This window comes from Janthinobacterium pasteuri (assembly GCF_051380775.1).
In the GTDB taxonomy this organism is placed as follows: Bacteria; Pseudomonadota; Gammaproteobacteria; order Burkholderiales; family Burkholderiaceae_D; genus Janthinobacterium.
On sequence record NZ_JBNYXS010000001.1, the window covers coordinates 402,669 to 419,457 of the forward strand.

The window sequence follows — 16,789 nt, forward strand, 5'->3', positions numbered from 1 at the left end:
TCTTATTTTGTGAAAAGTTGCAGGTGTTCGACGATCGGGCCCAGGGCCAGCGCGGGAACGTAATTGAGCACGCCAACCAGCACCACCACGCCGATCAGCAAGCCGATGAACATGGGGCCATGCGTGGGCATGGTGCCGGCATTGGCCGACAGGCGCTGCTTGGCCGCCAGCGAACCAGCCACTGCCAGCACGGGCACGATCACGCCGAAACGGCCGAACCACATGGCGATCGCCAGCATCACGTTGTAGAACGGCGTGTTGGCGGACAGGCCGGCAAACGCGCTGCCGTTGTTGTTGGCCGCCGACGTGAAGGCGTACAGTATCTCCGAGAAGCCGTGTGCGCCCGGATTGGCCACGCCGATCTTGCCCGGTTCGACCATCACGGCGATCGCCGTGCCCGTCAATACCAGGGCTGGCGTGACCAGGATCGCCAGCGACACCATCTTCATTTCATAGGCCTGGATTTTCTTGCCCAGGTATTCAGGCGTGCGGCCTATCATCAGGCCGGCGATGAAGACAGCCAGGATGGCAAACATCAGCATGCCGTACAGGCCCGTGCCCACGCCGCCGAAAATCACTTCGCCGAATTGCATCAGCAGCAGCGGGACCATGCCGCCCAGGGGCATGTAGGAGTCGTGCATGGAATTGACTGCGCCGCAGGATGCCCCCGTCGTCACCGCCGCGAACAGAGTCGAGGAGCTGATGCCGAAGCGCGTTTCCTTGCCTTCCATATTGCCGCCCGATTGCAGGCTGCTGGCCTGCTGATCCACGCCCAAGGCTTGCAAAGCGGGATTGGCTTGCTGCTCGGCGCTCATCACGCCGACCGTCATGACGACAAAGATCAGGGTCATCGCGGCCAGCACGGCCCAGCCCTGGCGCAGGTCGCCCACCATGCTGCCGAACGTGAAGCACAGGCCGGCGGGAATGATAAAGATGGCCAGCATCTGCAGGAAGTTCGACAGCACGGTCGGATTTTCATATGGATGCGAGGAATTGGCATTGAAGAAGCCGCCGCCATTCGTGCCCAGCAGCTTGATCGATTCCTGCGAAGCGACTGGGCCCATGGCGATCGTCTGCGTGGTTGCCACTTGCGCTTCCATCACGGGTTTGCCGGCAGCATCCACCACGGGCTGGCCATCGGCAGTCACTTTTGGCGTTTCATACGCCACGTGGTCGAGCAGGGTCACTTCCTTGTAGGCGGAAAAATTCTGGATCATGCCTTCGCCCATGAAGACGACCGACAGGGCCAGCGACAGCGGCAACAGGATGTACAGCGTGGAGCGCACCAGGTCGACCCAGAAATTGCCGATCGATTTGCCCGAGCGCGAGGCGAAACCGCGCACCAGCGCGAAGATCACGGCGATGCCGGTGGCCGCCGAAAAGAAGTTCTGGCATGCCATGCCCAGCATCTGGGTCAGGTAGCTCATGGTCTGCTCGCCGCCGTAGCCCTGCCAGTTGGTATTGGCGACGAAGCTGACGGTGGTATTGAACGAGGAATCGGGGCTGACGGCGCCCAGGCCCTGTGGATTGAGGGGCAAGAAGCCCTGCAGGCGCTGCAGGCCGTACACGAAGACGGCGCCCACGGTATTGAAAACGATCAGGGCGATGGCGTAGCTTTTCCAGCCCATGGCCTTGTCGGCAGGCAGGCCGGACCAGCGGTACAGCAGGTTTTCCAGCTTTTGCAGCCAGCCCAGGCCGCGTACGGGGCCATCGCCGGCCACCTTGGCCATGTACAGGCCCAGCGGATAGCCGGCGGCCAGCAGGACGACCAGGAAGGCCACCAGCAACAATATCGATTGCGTCGTCATCACAGTTCCTCCGCCTTCAGCAGCGCCACCAGCAGGTACACGAGCAGGCCAGCCGAGACCACGGCGCCCAGCACATAAAACGCGTTCATTTGACGCTCCCTAATTTATCGCAGGCGACGGCAAAGCCGGCCGCCAAGACGAAAAAAACGGCAATCAAGCCGAGATACACGATATCCATTCCCACCCTCATTCAGGTTTGTTTTGATAGTGAGCAGATTAGCCAAAAGGGTCTAAAAAATTCGTAAAGACTGGGGAGGCAGCTGTAAACAAGATGTAAAAACAGGGGCTTTACCGCATAAAATCGTCCACAATTGGCGCAAAACCACGCGCGCAGCGCACTGTTGTTGCCCTGGAGTAGCGCTATTGCTCGCTGGACAAGATAGAATGCGCGAGCGTCCGCACAAGGACGTCATGCCTGCCGCACTGCCCTCTCCCAGTGACGCTGGACGGAATATACTGTATATTCATACAGCTATCGCCGCCGTTGTCACTGCGCCCTGCAGTGCCATGGCCTGGCGTTCCAACCACTGTCTTTACTTAGCTTGAACACGTATGGCCACTAAAAAACCAGCATCCGACTACAGCGAATCATCCATCCGTGTCCTGAAAGGACTGGAACCCGTCAAGCAGCGCCCGGGGATGTACACCCGCACTGAAAATCCGCTGCACATCATTCAGGAAGTGATCGACAATGCCTCCGACGAGGCGCTGGGCGGTCATTGCACGCATATCGCCGTCACGCAAAACACGGATGGCAGCATCACCGTCGAAGACAACGGCCGCGGCATTCCCGTCGGCCTGCACCCGGAAGAAGGCGTGCCGACGGTGGAAATCGTGTTTACAAGGCTGCACGCGGGTGGCAAGTTCGACAAGGGTTCGGGCGGTGCCTACGCGTTCTCGGGCGGCTTGCACGGTGTCGGCGTGTCCGTCACCAATGCGCTGTCGACGCGCCTGGAAATCACCGTCTGGCGCAAGGAAAGCGACGGCAACGGCTTGCACCACATGGTGTTTGCGAATGGCGACGTGATCGAGCCATTGAATTCCCGTCCCGCCCCGCGCGACGGCAAGAAGTCGGGCACGCGCGTCACCGCCTGGCCCGATGCGAAGTATTTTGATTCGCCGAATATCTCGCAAACCGAGCTGCAGCGCCTGCTGCGCTCGAAAGCCGTGCTGCTGCCCGGCGTGACCGTCACGCTGACCAACGCCAAGACGGGCGATACGCAGACCTGGCAATACGCTGAAGGCTTGCGCGGCTACCTGACCGAATCGCTGGCGCAGGTATCGAATGGCGAAACCCTGATTCCCCTGTTCGAAGGCGCGCAATACGCGGGCCCGGACTCGGAAGGCTTTGCCGAAGGCGAAGGGGCTGCCTGGGTGGTGGCGTGGACGGAAGAAGGCGCCATCGTGCGCGAATCGTATGTCAACCTGATTCCCACCTCGAATGGCGGCACGCACGAATCGGGCTTGCGCGATGGCCTGTTCGGCGCCGTGAAAAACTTCGTCGAAATGCACTCGCTGCTGCCGAAAGGCGTGAAACTGCTGCCGGAAGACGTCTTCGCGCGCGCTTCCTTCGTGCTGTCGGCCAAGGTGCTGGACCCGCAATTCCAGGGCCAGATCAAGGAGCGCCTGAATTCGCGCGACGCCGTGCGCCTGGTCTCGACCTTCACCAAGCCGCCGCTGGAACTGTGGCTGAACCAGCACGTCGACTACGGCAAGAAGCTGGCCGATCTCGTGATCAAGCAGGCGCAGTCTCGCCAGCGTTCACTGCAAAAAGTGGAAAAGAAAAAATCCTCGGGCGTCGCCGTCCTGCCGGGCAAGCTGACGGACTGCGAATCGTCGGACATCACGCGCAATGAACTGTTCCTCGTCGAGGGTGACTCGGCGGGCGGTTCGGCCAAGATGGGCCGCGACAAGGAATTCCAGGCGATTTTGCCCCTGCGCGGCAAGGTCCTGAACTCGTGGGAGACAGACCGCGACCGCCTGTTCGCCAATAACGAGATCCACGACATCGCGGTGGCCATCGGCGTCGACCCGCACAGCGTGGGCGACTCGCCCGACCTGTCCGGCCTGCGCTACGGCAAGATCTGCATCCTGTCGGATGCGGACGTGGACGGCTCGCACATCCAGGTACTGCTGCTGACCCTGTTCTTCAAGCACTTCCCGGCCCTGATCAACAAGGGACACATCTGCATCGCCCGCCCGCCCCTGTACCGGGTCGATGCGCCGGCGCGCGGCAAGAAGCCGATGCAGAAAATCTATGCGCTCGATGACGGCGAACTGGTCGCCATCGAGGACAAGCTGCGCAAGGAGGGCGTGAAACAGGGCGCCTGGTCGATCTCCCGCTTCAAGGGTCTGGGCGAGATGAACGCCGAGCAACTGTGGGAAACGACGATGAACCCGGACACGCGCCGCCTGCTGCCCGTGACCCTGGGCGAAATCGACCACATGACTTCCGCTGCACGCTTCAACATGTTGATGGGCAAGGGCGAAGCGGCAGGACGCCGCGCCTGGATCGAGGAACACGGCAATGAGGCGGAGGCGGATATCTGATGATCATCGGCATCGACCTGGGCACCACCAACAGCCTGGTCGCCATCTGGCGCGACGGCAAGGCTTGCATCATCCCGAATGCGCTGGGTGAACACCTGACGCCGTCGTGCGTGAGCATCGACGACGACGGCAGCGTGCTGGTGGGCCGCGCCGCGCGCGAGCGCCTGCAGACGCACCCGCAGCTGACGGCGGCCGTCTTCAAACGCTACATGGGCAGTGAAAAGAAGATCACTCTCGGCACGCAGCAATTCCGTCCGGAAGAGTTGTCGTCGATGGTGCTGCGCGCGCTGAAGGAAGATGCCGAAGCCTTCCTGGGCCACAAGGTCGAGGAAGCCATCATCACCGTACCCGCGTATTTCAGCGATGCGCAGCGCAAGGCCACGCGCATCGCCGGCCAGCTGGCGGGCTTGCGCGTGGAGCGGCTGCTGAACGAGCCGACGGCCGCCGCGCTGGCCTACGGCATCCGCGACAAGGAACAGGAAAGCAAATTCCTCGTCTTCGACCTGGGCGGCGGCACTTTCGACGTGTCGATCCTGGAACTGTTCGAAGGCGTCATGGAAGTGCGCGCCTCGGCCGGCGACAATTTTTTGGGCGGCGAAGACTTCGTCACCGTGCTGGTCGACGCCTTTTTGGAAGGCAGCGGCTTGCGCGATGCGGCTGGCAGCCGCCTGTTCGATCCGCGCCAGCAGCAACTGCTGCGCGATGAAGCCGAACGCGTCAAGCGCCTGCTGTCGGAGCAGCCATCCGTGCGCATGGCCACGCGCTACCAGGACAAGGAATACAGCTGGGAGATCAGCGAAGACAGACTGGCACAGTTGTGCGAACCGCTGCTGGCACGCCTGCGTCTGCCCGTGGAACGGGCGCTGCGCGACGCCACCATCCGCGCCGCGGAATTGAATGAAGTGGTGCTGGCCGGCGGCGCCACGCGCATGCCACTGGTACGCAAGCTGGTATCACGCATGTTCGGCCGCTTCCCCGCCATCCACCTGGACCCGGACGAAGCCGTGGCGCTGGGCGCCGCCGTGCAGGCGGGCCTCAAGATGCGCGACGCAGCCCTCGACGAAGTGGTCATGACGGACGTGGCACCGTATTCGCTGGGCATTTCGATTTCGCGCCAGGTCGGCGCGAACCAGTATGAAGGAGGACATTACCTGCCCATCATCGAGCGCAACTCCGTGGTGCCCGTCTCGCGCACGGAAAACATCACCACCATTTACGACAACCAGAAGGAAATCAACGTGGCAATCTTCCAGGGCGAGTCGCGCCTGGTGGCTGACAACGTCTTCCTCGGCAAGATCAGCTTCCCGATTCCCGCGAAAAAAGCGGGCGAGATCGGCATCGACGTGCGCTTCACCTACGACGTCAGCGGCGTGCTGGAAGCGGAAGTGACGGTGCTGGCCACGCAGGAACGCCACAAGATGATCATCAGCGACAACGCGGGCGTAATGACGCCGGAGCAGATCGAGCAGCGCTTTGCAGAATTGGCCGACCTGAAGATCCACCCGCGCGAGCAGATGGAAAACCGCACCCTGGTCACGCGCGCCGACCGCCTGTACGAACAGTCGCTGGGCGACGTGCGCCAGTACCTGGCAGCGCACACGGCCCACTTCCAGGCCGCGCTGGAAACGCAGGACCCGAACACCATCCGCAAGGCGCGCCAGGCGCTCGATGAGGTGTTGCGCCAGGTCGAGAGCGAGAGCTTCCTGTAAATGGACGGCGGCATGCACAACGGACAGCGCAGCCTGTGGGATATCCTGGGCACGGAGCCGACCGGCGACGAGCGCGCCATCAAGCGCGCGTATGCGAAGCGCCTGAAGGTGACGCGGCCAGAGGATGATCCGGCTGCCTTCCAGGAGCTGCGCGACGCGTATGAATACGCGCTGCGCCATGCGCACCTGTTTGCCGCGGAGTTGCAGGAACCGCAATCGGCCGAGGTGGCAGCGGAAGCGGCGGAAGTGCCAGAAGCGCCGCAGATGGAACCGGCCGACCTATGGGGCATCGTCGACGACACGGCGCAGAGGACGTCCGCAGAATTGTGGGGCGTGATCGACGAAGCACCGCAAAGACCGGCGCCGCCACCGGAACAATGGGGCGTGGTCGCCATCGACCCGACGCAGGAAGCGGCCAACCTGTGGCAAGGCTGCCTGGCGCAGACGCGCCACGCCGATGCCAGCGAGGTGCTGGCCGGCATGCTGCAGGACGACGCCATGCTGAACCTCGACGTGCGCGAGGAGTTCGATCTGTGCGCGCTGCGCTATTGCGCCAGCGCCGGCTATGACCTGGCGCTGCGCCAGGCCCTGTTCCAGCAGCTGGGCTGGGACCACGATTTTTCCTATCTGGCACGCAGCCATGCGGATCTGGTGCGCGGCGCCGTGCAGCGCTACCGGGCGGACCGCTCGTTCGCCCATTTCAGCGACAACCGCGACAGCTACCCCGGCCTGGACTGCATCATGTCGCAACAGCCGCCATCGGCCTACGTGCGCCAGCTGTTCGACCAAAAATTCACGCTGCAGCTACGCGAGCTGCTGCACGCGATACGCTGGCAGCACGCCGAGATGCTGGCCTACAAACTCGATGCCGACCTGTTCGAGCAGTGGGAACAGGCAGTCTTTTCCAAGCGCTACTTCAAGCAGACGGCGCTAACCTCGGGCGGCCTCGGTTTCGTGCTGCATTTCATGCTCGCAGGCGTGCTCGATACGGCGGGTTTCAAGCTCGGCGACACGGCTGCCTATGCCAGCCTGCTGGGCTTCCAGGCGCTCGCCTTTGCCCTGCTGGCCATGCATGCCTTGCGCTGGCCGGCGCCGCTGTTCGCGCGGCTCGACACGCTGCAGGAAGCGCTGCAGGAACGCCTGCCCGTGCTATGGGCGCGGCCCGGCTTGCGGCAACTGGGATGGATCGTGCCCTATCTGCTGCTGGCGCTGCTGCTCTTCCTGCCCGAGCGCAGCGACACCATGCGTCTCGTTACCTCGGCCGGTTTGTGCATGTCGGCCTTGCTCGCGTATGCGATGAACCGCCAGCTGCTGCATGGCATGCTGCTGCTCCTGTGCCTGGGCGTATCGCTGTTCGCCGCCATGTTCATGAGCGGTAAAGGTTCCACGGCGCTGGCCATCGGCGATGCCATGCCATTGATGTTTTGCCTGGCGGCGCTGGCCCTGCGCAGCGCCACCGGCCTGTATGGCGATTGCGGCTGGCCAGAGGCGCTCTTGCCCCGCCTGCGCGCGGCATGGCTGATCGGTTGCGCGGGCTTGCTGTCGCTACTGTATGTGCAGCAGTTGCCGGCCACCCTCGTCGGCGCCATGCTGTTTGTCTGGTCGTGCGCCGGCTTGCTGTTTTCCCCCACCGATTTCCGCTGGAAGACGATCTGGCCGCTGGTGCTGGCCCCATCCATCGGCATTTTTTTGCTGGCAGGTCAGGCTCCTTCCATCCGCGCCATGCCAATGATGCATAACAGCGTCGAACTGGCCGTGGCCGTGCTGTATCTGACCTTGCGTTACATGTATCTGACGTACGGCAAGTCCCTTTCCAAATCCAGGCTGTCATAATCAGCCCCACGAATTCAACCGCAACCACTTAACACCGAAACAAGCGCCATGTCCACACAAACCAATTTATTTGACGATGCCCAGCCTGAGCCGATCGAGCCGGATGAACCGGTATTCGACGGCGAAGCGCTGACCCTGTCTACCTTTGCCGAGCGCGCCTATCTCGATTACGCCATCTCGGTCGTCAAGGGCCGCGCCCTGCCCGACGTGTGCGATGGCCAGAAACCCGTGCAGCGCCGCATCCTGTATGCGATGAATGAGCTGGGACTCAATTCCACGGCCAAGCCGCGCAAATCGGCGGCCGTGGTGGGCGACGTGCTGGGCAAGCTGCATCCGCACGGCGACCAGTCCGTGTACGACGCGCTGGTGCGCATGGCGCAGGATTTCTCGCTGCGCTACCCGCTGATCGATGGCCAGGGCAACTTCGGCTCGCGCGATGGCGATGGCGCTGCGGCGATGCGCTACACGGAAGCGCGTTTGACGCCGATCGCCAAGCTGCTGATGGATGAAATCGGCATGGGCACGGTGGACTTCCAGCCCAACTACGACGGCTCGACGGAAGAACCGAAGCTGCTACCGGCGCGCCTGCCGATGGTGCTGCTGAATGGTGCCTCCGGCATCGCCGTCGGCCTGGCGACGGAAATCCCCTCGCACAACCTGGCGGAAGTGGCGAAAGCGGCCGTGGCCATGATCCGCGATCCGAAGATGACGCACGCCGAGCTGATGGCCATCATTCCCGGCCCGGACTTCCCCGGCGGCGGCCAGATCATCACGCCGCCCTCGCAGATCCAGGACATGTACGCGAGCGGCCGTGGCAGCATGAAGGTGCGCGCGCGCTGGAAGATCGAAGAACTGGCGCGCGGCCAGTGGCAAGCCGTCGTGACGGAACTGCCGCCCGGTACCTCGTCGCAAAAGGTGCTGGAAGAAATCGAAGAACTGACCAATCCGAAGATCAAGCTGGGCAAGAAGGCGCTGTCGCCGGACCAGGTGGCCCTGAAAGCGCTGATCCTCAATTCGCTCGACACCATCCGCGATGAATCGGGCCGCGCCGCCCCCGTGCGCCTGGTGTTCGAGCCGAAATCGAAGAACCAGGACCAGACGGAATTCATGCTGATGCTGCTGGCGCACACCTCGCTGGAATCATCGACCTCGATCAACCTGGTCATGATAGGCGGCGATGGCCGCCCGCGCCAGAAAGGCCTGGGCGACATCCTGCGCGAGTGGATCGACTTCCGCTTCGAGACCGTCACGCGCCGCACCGGCTACAAACTGGGCAAGGTCAAGGATCGCATCCATATCCTGGAAGGACGCGAAGCGATCCTTCTCAATATCGACAAGGTGATCCAGATCATCCGCAATTCGGATGAGCCGAAAACCGCCCTGATCGAGGCGTTCAAGCTGTCCGAACGCCAGGCCGACGACATCCTGGAAATCCGTTTGCGCCAGCTGGCGCGCCTGGAAACGATCAAGATCCAGCAGGAACTGGCCGAGCTGCGCAAGGAAGAAAAGTCACTGCAAGACCTGCTCGACAACCCGGGGTCGATGAAGCGCGCCATCATCCGCGAGATCGAAGCGGACGCCAAGCAGTTCGGCGACGCGCGACGCACCGTGATAGAAGAAGCGCAAAAAGCCGTGGCGGAACAGAAGGTCGTCGATGAGCCGGTCACCGTCATCATTTCGGAAAAAGGCTGGGTGCGTGCGCGCACCGGCATCGGCCACGATGCGGCGCAGTTCACCTTCAAGGCGGGCGACACGCTGCATGGCGCCTTCGAATGCCGCACGGTCGACACCCTGCTGGGCTTTGGCAACAACGGCAAGATTTACTCGGTTCCCGTCTCGGCGCTACCGAACGCACGCGGCGACGGTGTGCCGATCACGACCTTGTGCGACCTGAGCGGCGGCACGCCCGGCAACGCCGTGCGCATCCTGCATTACTTTGCGGGCAATGGCGCCACCAACTTGCTGCTGGCATCGAGCGCCGGCTACGGCTTCATCGCCAAGGCGGGTGACATGAGCAGCCGCCTGAAAGGCGGCAAGGCCTTCATCACCCTGGACGACGGCGACGTGCCCCTGGCGCCGAAGGTCATCCCCGAGGCGGCCAGTGCCCTGGCCTGTTTGACGGAAGGCGCGCGCCTGCTGGTATTCGGCCTCGATGAAATGAAAACCCTGTCCAAGGGCGGTACCGGCGTCAAGCTGATCGACCTCGATGCCAAGGACAAGCTGCTGGCCGTGCAGCCGATCACCCAGCGCGGCGTGGTGGTCTCGGGCATCGGCCGGGCCTCGAAGCCGCAGGATGCGTCGCTCGGCGCCACGGCCCTGGCCGAGCATTTCGGCAAGCGCGCGAAGAAGGGCAAGGCGCTGGCTGCCAAGCTGAAACCGGTGTCCATGGCGGCCATCGGCTGATAGGCACCCGGCCGTACGAAAAGACAGGTTCGCCTGTCTTTTTTTTCGCCTGGAGCGCGTACCGGCAGCATGAGAAATAGTTTTACAAATACGTCCCGCGGTCCCGTTATCCCTGCAGGCATGCCACCGGCATGCCGCCCACGGACAGGAGAACAGGAATGACAATCAACGTTTCAGGCAGGCTGCCATGCAGCGCTTGACCCCGGCAGAGCGCCTGGTAGCGGCCATGGCGGCCGAAGGCTTGGCCTATAAAAACATCGCCAGGGAACTGGGCAAGTCGCCAGCCACCGTCCGCAACCAGCTGCATGCGATTTACCAGAAACTGGGCGTGGGCAACCGCACGGCGCTCGCCTGCAAACTGCGCGGCAAGCCTTAACGCCGCGACAGGCGCAGCACGTCGGGTGTCGCTTCGACGATGTCGATCACCTCTTGCGGCCCCGGCGCGCCAGCCAGTGCATAGCGCCCCATGCCCAAGGGAAGCAGCCGGATAAGCGGCCCGGCACGGGGACGGTCATCGGGGCCAGGCGACAGGCCGGTCATGCTCGCCTCCCCTCCTCCCATGCTCCCGGTACCGGCGCCAAACTCCAGCACCTTGCGCCCCTTGCGGCTGGGCGGAAAGGCGAATGTGGCCGTGGGCCGGTACACCTCGATACCGTCTGCATCCTCTTCGAAGGAATGCGTCCAGCTACCGCTGGGCAATGCCATCGTCATGCCGTGCATGCCGCCTCCCGTTGATCACATTGACGTCAGAAACACGATACCACGCCGCCCAGGCTTTCATAGCCGCTCACGGAGGGCGACCAGGCCGTACCGTTCCACACCTTGTGGAACAGGGCGCCATTCGTGCCCGAGACAAACACGTCGAGGCGGTTCGGCGCCCAGGCCGTGGCGCGCGGCCGCGAAGTGCACACGCCGCCCAGGTTTTCAAAGCCCGTCAAGGATGGCGACCAGGCAGAACCGTTCCACGCCTTGTGGTACAGGGCGCTATCGGTGCCAATGACAAACAGGTCGAGCCGGTTGGGCACCCACGACACGGCTTCCACCTCGCCCACGCAAATGCCGCCCAGGCGTTCGAAGCCATCGATGGACGGCCCCCATTTCGCGCCATCCCACCATTTATGGTACAGCGCGCCATCGGTGCCCGTGACAAACACATCGAGCCGGTTCGGCCCCCACGCGACTGCCTTCGGCGACGAGGTGCAAATGCCGCCCAGGCGCTCATAGCCCGTCAGCGACGGTCCCCAGGCCGTGCCGTTCCACCATTTGTGGTACAGCGCACGGTCGGAACCAATGACGAAGACGTCCAGGCGGTTCGGTCCCCACGCCACCGCTTCCGGCTGGCCCAGGCAGATGCCGCCCATGGCTTCGTAACCCGTCAGTGATGGCCCCCAGGCGGCCCCGTTCCACCACTTGTGATACAGGCCGCGGTCCGTGCCGACGACAAACACGTCGAGGCGGTTCGGCCCCCAGGCCACGGCGCGCGGGTCACCCACGCACAAGCCTCCCATCGCTTCATAGCCGGTCAGCGACGGCCCCCAGGCCGTGCCATTCCACCATTTGTGAAACAAGCCGCTGTCGGTACCCGTCACAAATACGTCAAGCCGGTCCGGTGCCCACGAGACCACCTGCGGCGCACTGGTACAGATGCCACCCTGCCCCTCGTATCCGGTGACGGACGGCGCCCAGGCCGTGCCATTCCAGGCCTTGTGGTACAGCGCGCGGTCCGTGCCCAGCACGAAGACGTCGAGGCGATTCGCGCCCCAGGCCACGACGGGCGAGGAACTCTGGCGCGGCGTGGCGCCCGTGCCGCCCTTCCCGGTGCCGATGCTGGCGCGCGGACCATCGAGACAAGCCTGCATGCGCGCCACCTGGCCAGCGGTGAACATGAACATGGCGGGATCGTCGACATAATCCATGTAGTTCATGAACAGGTCGCCATTCGGCCCGTTGCTACAGGAAACATGGGGGAACGAAGGCTGGCCCGTGTTCGGCCCGCCCTGATTCGGCGTGTCAGCCACATTGTCCGTGCCCGAGCACCCGGTGCCGTCATCGCCCCATATATGGTTCAGGTTAAGCCAGTGGCCAATTTCATGCGTGGCCGTGCGTCCCAGGTGGAACGGTGGCGCGGCCGTGCCGGTCGTGCCGAAGGCCGATTGCAGGATCACCACGCCGTCGGTGGCGGCCGGGCCGCCGGGAAACTGCGCGTAGCCCAGCAAGCCGCCACCCAGCTGGCACGCCCAGATATTCAGGTAACTGTCGGCCGGCCAGGCATCCATGCCACCCGTCGCCTGCGATTTGACGGCATCGTCGGCGCCAAACGAGGCCACCGTCGTCTGGCGCCGCTCGATGCCGCTGGTGGCAGCGCCATGCGGATCGGTCGTGGCCAGCGCAAACTCCACGCGCGCATCGGCCGTCAGCGGCAGGAATGGTGCCGGCGTGCTGTTGACATCCGGATTGACGCGCCGGAAATCCCGGTTCAACACATCGATCTGGCTGGCGATCTGCGCATCCGAAATATTCTGCGCGGCCGTATTCCACACCACGTGTACCACCACCGGTATCTGCGTCACGCCGGAACGGCCGGCAATGCCGCTGTCGTCCTCGTACATTCCAGCCAGGTTTTCTATATTGGCGCGCACACTGGCATAGGAATGATCTTCGGTCAGCAGGCGGCGATGCACGTCCATCGTGGCGCAGGTGCGCGTCTGCGGCGTGCCCCCGCCCTGGCCACCAGCGTCGCCGCCCATGCCGCCCCCGCCGCCATCGCCATCGCGATCGCCACCCATGCCGCCGCCATCGCCCACGTGCATGCAACTGGTGCCAGCTATGCCCTGCGATGCCTGCAGCATGCCGCCGCCTGGCATGGCATCGTCGCTGCCTGCCGCACCGGCGTCGGCCCGTACGTCGCCCTCGACCGGCATCGCCTGCATGGAAGACATGGCAGGCATGGCTTCAGCCGAACCGGTAGCCGGTGATTTTTTCGTTTTAACGCTGCTCATGATGCCTCCCTTCGTCTGTTTGCCAATCCACTATGGCACGGCGAAAAGAGGAGCATTTGCGCCAGATCAAGACTGGCAAGCGGTGCAAAAGAAAAGCGGCAGACGAAAAAAAAGACAGCCGAAGCTGTCTTTGGTACTTGCGGGCCGTGGCCCGCAAACGGGGAATTACTTGGCGGCGGCTGCCTTGACTTCAGCGTCGGCCTTGGCCTTGGCTTCTTCGGTCTTGGTGGCGGCGATGGCTTTATCGGCGTTAGCTTCCACTTTTTCTTTGGCGACCTTGGCGTTCGCTTTCACGGCGGTCTTGGTGGCTTTCGCATCGGCTTTGGCGGCAGCCTTGTCAGCCTTGGCTTGCGCCTTCAGCTTGTCTTCCGCATCGGCATCAACCACTTTGTCGTGGGCTTTGGCCTTGGTTTTGTTCGCCTTGTGCTGGGCGTCGGCTTTCTTTTCGTCGGCCTTCATTTCAGCCTTGGCGACATTGGCATCAGCCTTGGCATCGACTTTGGCTTCCTTGTTGGCAGCCTTGTTGACGTCATGCTGCGCAGACGCCTGGGCGCTGGCAACGGCCGGGGTAACTGCCGACGTTTGCGCAAAGGCGGCGGTAGCGAACAGGGTGGCGATCAGTGCGGCGAGTAATTTGTTCATGATGAGACCTTTCAATATGGTTTAATTTTATTCTTACTAAAGGCGGGCAAAATGTTCAAAATTTGCCAGGCATCGCGCTGTTTCTTGATGTAGCGCAATGGCATGACTTCATAGTAAAGATAACTGGCAAACCACACAGTGCGTTAGCGCACTCAACGGAAAATATGTGCAATTCGGCAAATTTCCCATCGCGCGCGGCCGGACGCTTCAGGACTTCATGCGCCCACGGCCAGAGCCGCGTGGCGTGCCGCCACCCACTCTTCATTGGCCGGCTCCACGCCCACCACGATGCGACTGGCATTGGTGGAAATACGACTGGCGTTGCGCGCATTGGCCTCCGCGTCAAGCATGGGGCCGATGAAACCCAGCTCGGCGCAGATGCGCTGGCGCAGTTCGGCGCTATGCTCGCCGATACCGGCCGTAAATACCAGCATGTCCAGCCCACCCAGCACGGCCGTCAGGGCGCCGATCTCGCGCACGATGCGGCGGATATACAAAGCCAGCGCAGCGCGGATGCGTTCGCCCGTGGCATCCTGCCGGTCCTGCTGCGCCAGCAAGACCGGTGGGTCGGCCGACACGCCGGACACGCCCAGCAAGCCCGACTCGTGATACAGCACATGCGCCACTTTTTCCAGCGACAGTTTTTCGATTTCCATCAGGTAGATCACGGCGCCCGGATCGAGCGAGCCGCAGCGCGTGCCCATCATCAGCCCATCGAGCGCGGAAAAGCCCATGGTGGTGGCCACGCTGTGTAAATTCTCCATGGCGCACAGGCTGGCGCCACTGCCCAGATGGGCAACGATGACCTTGCCGCGCGCGACGGGGCCATAGCGCTGCTCCAGCACCAGCGACTGGTATTCATACGACAGGCCGTGGAAACCATAGCGGCGCAAGCCCCGCGCCCAAGCATCGTAAGGCAGGGCCAGCATCTGCTCGACTTGCGGCACCGTGTGGTGGAAGGCCGTGTCGAAGCAAGCCACCTGGGCGATATCGGGCCGCGATTCGAGCAGCACCTCTATCGCCTCCAGGGCGAACGGCTGGTGCAGGGGCGCCAGCGGTACAAAACTTTTCAGATCCGCCAGTACCTTGAAATCGATGCGCACGGGGGCGAAATACTTGCTGCCGCCATGCACCACGCGATGCGCCACGGCGCGCAGCGGGCGCCCGGCCAGCTGCGCCACGACTTGCGCGCGGATGGTTTCGAGAGCTGCGTGATGGGGCTGCTCCGCATCGAGCTGCAAGGCGACGGCCGGCAGGCCGCCGGCGCGGTAAGTGGCGTTTTCACGGCCGATGCCTTCGACCTTTCCGCCCCATTGCGCCTGCTGCGGCAGTACGCCACCGGCTTGCTCGAACAGGGCGAACTTGATGCTCGAAGAGCCGCAATTGAGCACCAGAATCAGGCTGCCATTGGCATGGGTAATTTGCGCGTTCATGGCGGCGTGCTCCGGTAATGGTTGGCCAGCATCACGGCGATCGCGCATGAGGCGATGCGGCTGGCGCGCGAGTCGGCGCGGCTGGTGAGAATAACGGGAACCTTCGCGCCCAGCACGATGCCGGCGCTGTCCGCGTCGCCCATGTATTCAAGCTGCTTGGCCAGCATGTTGCCGCTTTCCAGGTCGGGCACCAGCAGGATGTCGGCGCGGCCCGCCACTTCCGAGACGATGCCCTTGACGGTGGCGGCGGCGATTGAGACGGCGTTGTCGAAGGCCAGCGGGCCGTCGAGGATGGCGCCCGTGATCTGCCCGCGGTCGGCCATCTTGCACAGGGCGGCCGCGTCCAGCGTGGCCGGCATGTCCGCGTTCACCGTTTCCACGGCAGCCAGGATGGCCACGCGCGGCCTGGCCACGCCGATCACGTGCGCCAGGTCGATGGCGTTGCGCACGATGTCGGCCTTCATGGCCAGGTTCGGCGCGATATTGATGGCGGCGTCCGTGATGATGAAGGGGCGCGGATAGGCAGGCGTCTGCATCAGGAAGCAGTGGCTGATGCGGCGCTTGGTGCGCAGGCCGGCGCTGGCGGCCAGCACGGCCGACATCAATTCATCCGTGTGCAGGCTGCCCTTCATCAGCGCCTCGACTTCGCCCTTGCCCGCCAGTTCGGCACCGCGCGCGGCGGCAGCATGGCTATGCTCGACATCCTCGATGGCGATGCCGGCCAGGCTCAGGCCAGCCTCCAGCGCCACCGCTTCCAGGCGCGCTCGCGGCGCCACCAGCACGGGCGTGATCAGGCCGGCCGCATGTGCGTCCAGTGCGCCCGACAGGCTCAGTTCATCGCAGGGGTGGATCACGGCCACCCTGATCGGCCCCAGCGTGCGCGCATGCTCCAGCAGGCGCCGCGTGCCGTCGCCGTTATGCAGGCGAACTTCGGGCAGCGTGGCGCGCTTGCGTTCGATCTGTTCGGCGGGCGCGATCACCTGCGCTTCGCCGTCGAGCACCACGGCGCCATGCTGGTTGACGCAACGGCAGGCCAGGCTCACTTGGCGGTTGCGCGGCTCGAGCGCCGTGACGGTGACGCTGATGGCCAGCGTATCGCCCACCCGCACGGGCTGCAGGAAACGCAGGGTCTGGCCCGTGTAGACGGTGCCGGCGCCGGGCAAGCGCGTGCCCAGTACGGCGGAGATGAGGGCGGCGCCCCACATGCCGTGAGCGATGACGCCCTGGTAGCGGCTGGAGGCGGCAAATTCGGCATCCAGGTGCTGCGGATTGTCATCGCCCGACATCACCGCAAACAGGGCGATATCGTCCATGCTCAGGGTGCGCGTGATGCTGGCGGTGTCGCCGATGGCGATCTGGTCGAAGGTGCGGTTACGCACGATATGCAAATCATCGTCTTGGGTAGTAGTCAT

At 63.6% G+C, this 16,789-nt stretch carries 12 protein-coding genes; 5 read left to right on the forward strand and 7 right to left on the reverse strand.

Annotated features, from left to right (window positions below; all coding sequences use genetic code 11):
- Positions 1-2: 2 nt before the first annotated feature.
- Together kdpA and kdpF are read right to left on the reverse strand one after the other, a co-directional pair.
- Positions 3-1,808, reverse strand: a complete 1,806-nt coding sequence (gene kdpA, locus ACQ4WN_RS01840) for a potassium-transporting ATPase subunit KdpA (RefSeq protein ID WP_436549997.1) — start codon at positions 1,806-1,808, stop codon at positions 3-5.
- Positions 1,808-1,897 carry a K(+)-transporting ATPase subunit F gene (gene kdpF / locus ACQ4WN_RS01845; protein ID WP_034746483.1) on the reverse strand — a complete coding sequence of 30 codons (90 nt, stop codon included), beginning with the start codon at positions 1,895-1,897 and terminating at the stop codon, positions 1,808-1,810. The genes kdpA and kdpF overlap by 1 nt, the downstream gene beginning before the upstream one ends.
- A gap of 463 nt (positions 1,898-2,360) precedes the next feature.
- Between kdpF and ACQ4WN_RS01850 the strand changes: the two genes are divergently transcribed.
- The 5 genes from ACQ4WN_RS01850 (at position 2,361) to ACQ4WN_RS01870 (ending at position 10,679) form a co-directional block, all read left to right on the forward strand.
- The gene (locus tag ACQ4WN_RS01850; protein ID WP_436549998.1) at positions 2,361-4,358 is read left to right on the forward strand and encodes a DNA topoisomerase IV subunit B; all 1,998 of its coding nucleotides are present in this window, start codon (positions 2,361-2,363) and stop codon (positions 4,356-4,358) included.
- The gene (locus ACQ4WN_RS01855; RefSeq protein ID WP_436549999.1) at positions 4,358-6,067 is read left to right on the forward strand and encodes a molecular chaperone HscC; all 1,710 of its coding nucleotides are present in this window, start codon (positions 4,358-4,360) and stop codon (positions 6,065-6,067) included. The genes ACQ4WN_RS01850 and ACQ4WN_RS01855 overlap by 1 nt, the downstream gene beginning before the upstream one ends.
- Before the next feature lie 12 nt (positions 6,068-6,079).
- Entirely contained in the window at positions 6,080-7,900 is a 1,821-nt protein-coding gene (locus tag ACQ4WN_RS01860) for a hypothetical protein (RefSeq protein ID WP_436550000.1), read from the forward strand.
- 48 nt (positions 7,901-7,948) lie between these two features.
- Positions 7,949-10,303, forward strand: coding sequence for a DNA topoisomerase IV subunit A (parC, locus tag ACQ4WN_RS01865; RefSeq protein ID WP_436550001.1), 2,355 nt, complete (start codon positions 7,949-7,951; stop codon positions 10,301-10,303).
- Between the two features lie 187 nt (positions 10,304-10,490).
- Positions 10,491-10,679 (forward strand): helix-turn-helix domain-containing protein, encoded by a 189-nt coding sequence (locus tag ACQ4WN_RS01870; protein WP_436550002.1) that lies wholly within the window; start codon positions 10,491-10,493, stop codon positions 10,677-10,679.
- On the opposite strand, the gene ACQ4WN_RS01875 is transcribed toward ACQ4WN_RS01870, so the two are convergent.
- From ACQ4WN_RS01875 to ACQ4WN_RS01895, 5 genes are all read right to left on the reverse strand, one after another.
- A complete protein-coding gene (locus ACQ4WN_RS01875) occupies positions 10,676-11,023 on the reverse strand; it encodes a hypothetical protein (RefSeq protein WP_436550003.1) in 348 nt (115 codons plus the stop codon). The genes ACQ4WN_RS01870 and ACQ4WN_RS01875 overlap by 4 nt on opposite strands.
- A gap of 26 nt (positions 11,024-11,049) precedes the next feature.
- Positions 11,050-13,302: a DUF8189 domain-containing protein gene (locus tag ACQ4WN_RS01880; RefSeq protein WP_436550004.1), complete on the reverse strand. Its 2,253-nt coding sequence runs from the start codon at positions 13,300-13,302 to the stop codon at positions 11,050-11,052.
- A 165-nt stretch (positions 13,303-13,467) separates the two neighbouring features.
- Positions 13,468-13,944: a hypothetical protein gene (locus tag ACQ4WN_RS01885; protein WP_436550005.1), complete on the reverse strand. Its 477-nt coding sequence runs from the start codon at positions 13,942-13,944 to the stop codon at positions 13,468-13,470.
- A 215-nt stretch (positions 13,945-14,159) separates the two neighbouring features.
- Complete coding sequence (locus ACQ4WN_RS01890; RefSeq protein WP_436550006.1) at positions 14,160-15,377, reverse strand: acetate/propionate family kinase; 1,218 nt, start codon at positions 15,375-15,377, stop codon at positions 14,160-14,162.
- Positions 15,374-16,789: a bifunctional enoyl-CoA hydratase/phosphate acetyltransferase gene (locus ACQ4WN_RS01895; RefSeq protein WP_436550007.1), complete on the reverse strand. Its 1,416-nt coding sequence runs from the start codon at positions 16,787-16,789 to the stop codon at positions 15,374-15,376. The genes ACQ4WN_RS01890 and ACQ4WN_RS01895 overlap by 4 nt, the downstream gene beginning before the upstream one ends.

Bases quoted from the DNA above. Each gene is read 5' to 3' on its own strand.
- ACQ4WN_RS01895 (WP_436550007.1), bottom strand. From the start codon at position 16,789: ATGACTACTACCCAAGACGATGATTTGCATATCGTGCGTAACCGCACC.
- kdpA (WP_436549997.1), bottom strand. From the start codon at position 1,808: ATGACGACGCAATCGATATTGTTGCTGGTGGCCTTCCTGGTCGTCCTG.
- ACQ4WN_RS01855 (WP_436549999.1), top strand. From the start codon at position 4,358: ATGATCATCGGCATCGACCTGGGCACCACCAACAGCCTGGTCGCCATC.
- ACQ4WN_RS01850 (WP_436549998.1), top strand. From the start codon at position 2,361: ATGGCCACTAAAAAACCAGCATCCGACTACAGCGAATCATCCATCCGT.
- ACQ4WN_RS01870 (WP_436550002.1), top strand. From the start codon at position 10,491: ATGCAGCGCTTGACCCCGGCAGAGCGCCTGGTAGCGGCCATGGCGGCC.
- parC (WP_436550001.1), top strand. From the start codon at position 7,949: ATGTCCACACAAACCAATTTATTTGACGATGCCCAGCCTGAGCCGATC.
- ACQ4WN_RS01860 (WP_436550000.1), top strand. From the start codon at position 6,080: ATGCACAACGGACAGCGCAGCCTGTGGGATATCCTGGGCACGGAGCCG.
- ACQ4WN_RS01880 (WP_436550004.1), bottom strand. From the start codon at position 13,302: ATGAGCAGCGTTAAAACGAAAAAATCACCGGCTACCGGTTCGGCTGAA.
- ACQ4WN_RS01890 (WP_436550006.1), bottom strand. From the start codon at position 15,377: ATGAACGCGCAAATTACCCATGCCAATGGCAGCCTGATTCTGGTGCTC.
- ACQ4WN_RS01875 (WP_436550003.1), bottom strand. From the start codon at position 11,023: ATGCACGGCATGACGATGGCATTGCCCAGCGGTAGCTGGACGCATTCC.
- kdpF (WP_034746483.1), bottom strand. From the start codon at position 1,897: ATGAACGCGTTTTATGTGCTGGGCGCCGTGGTCTCGGCTGGCCTGCTC.
- ACQ4WN_RS01885 (WP_436550005.1), bottom strand. From the start codon at position 13,944: ATGAACAAATTACTCGCCGCACTGATCGCCACCCTGTTCGCTACCGCC.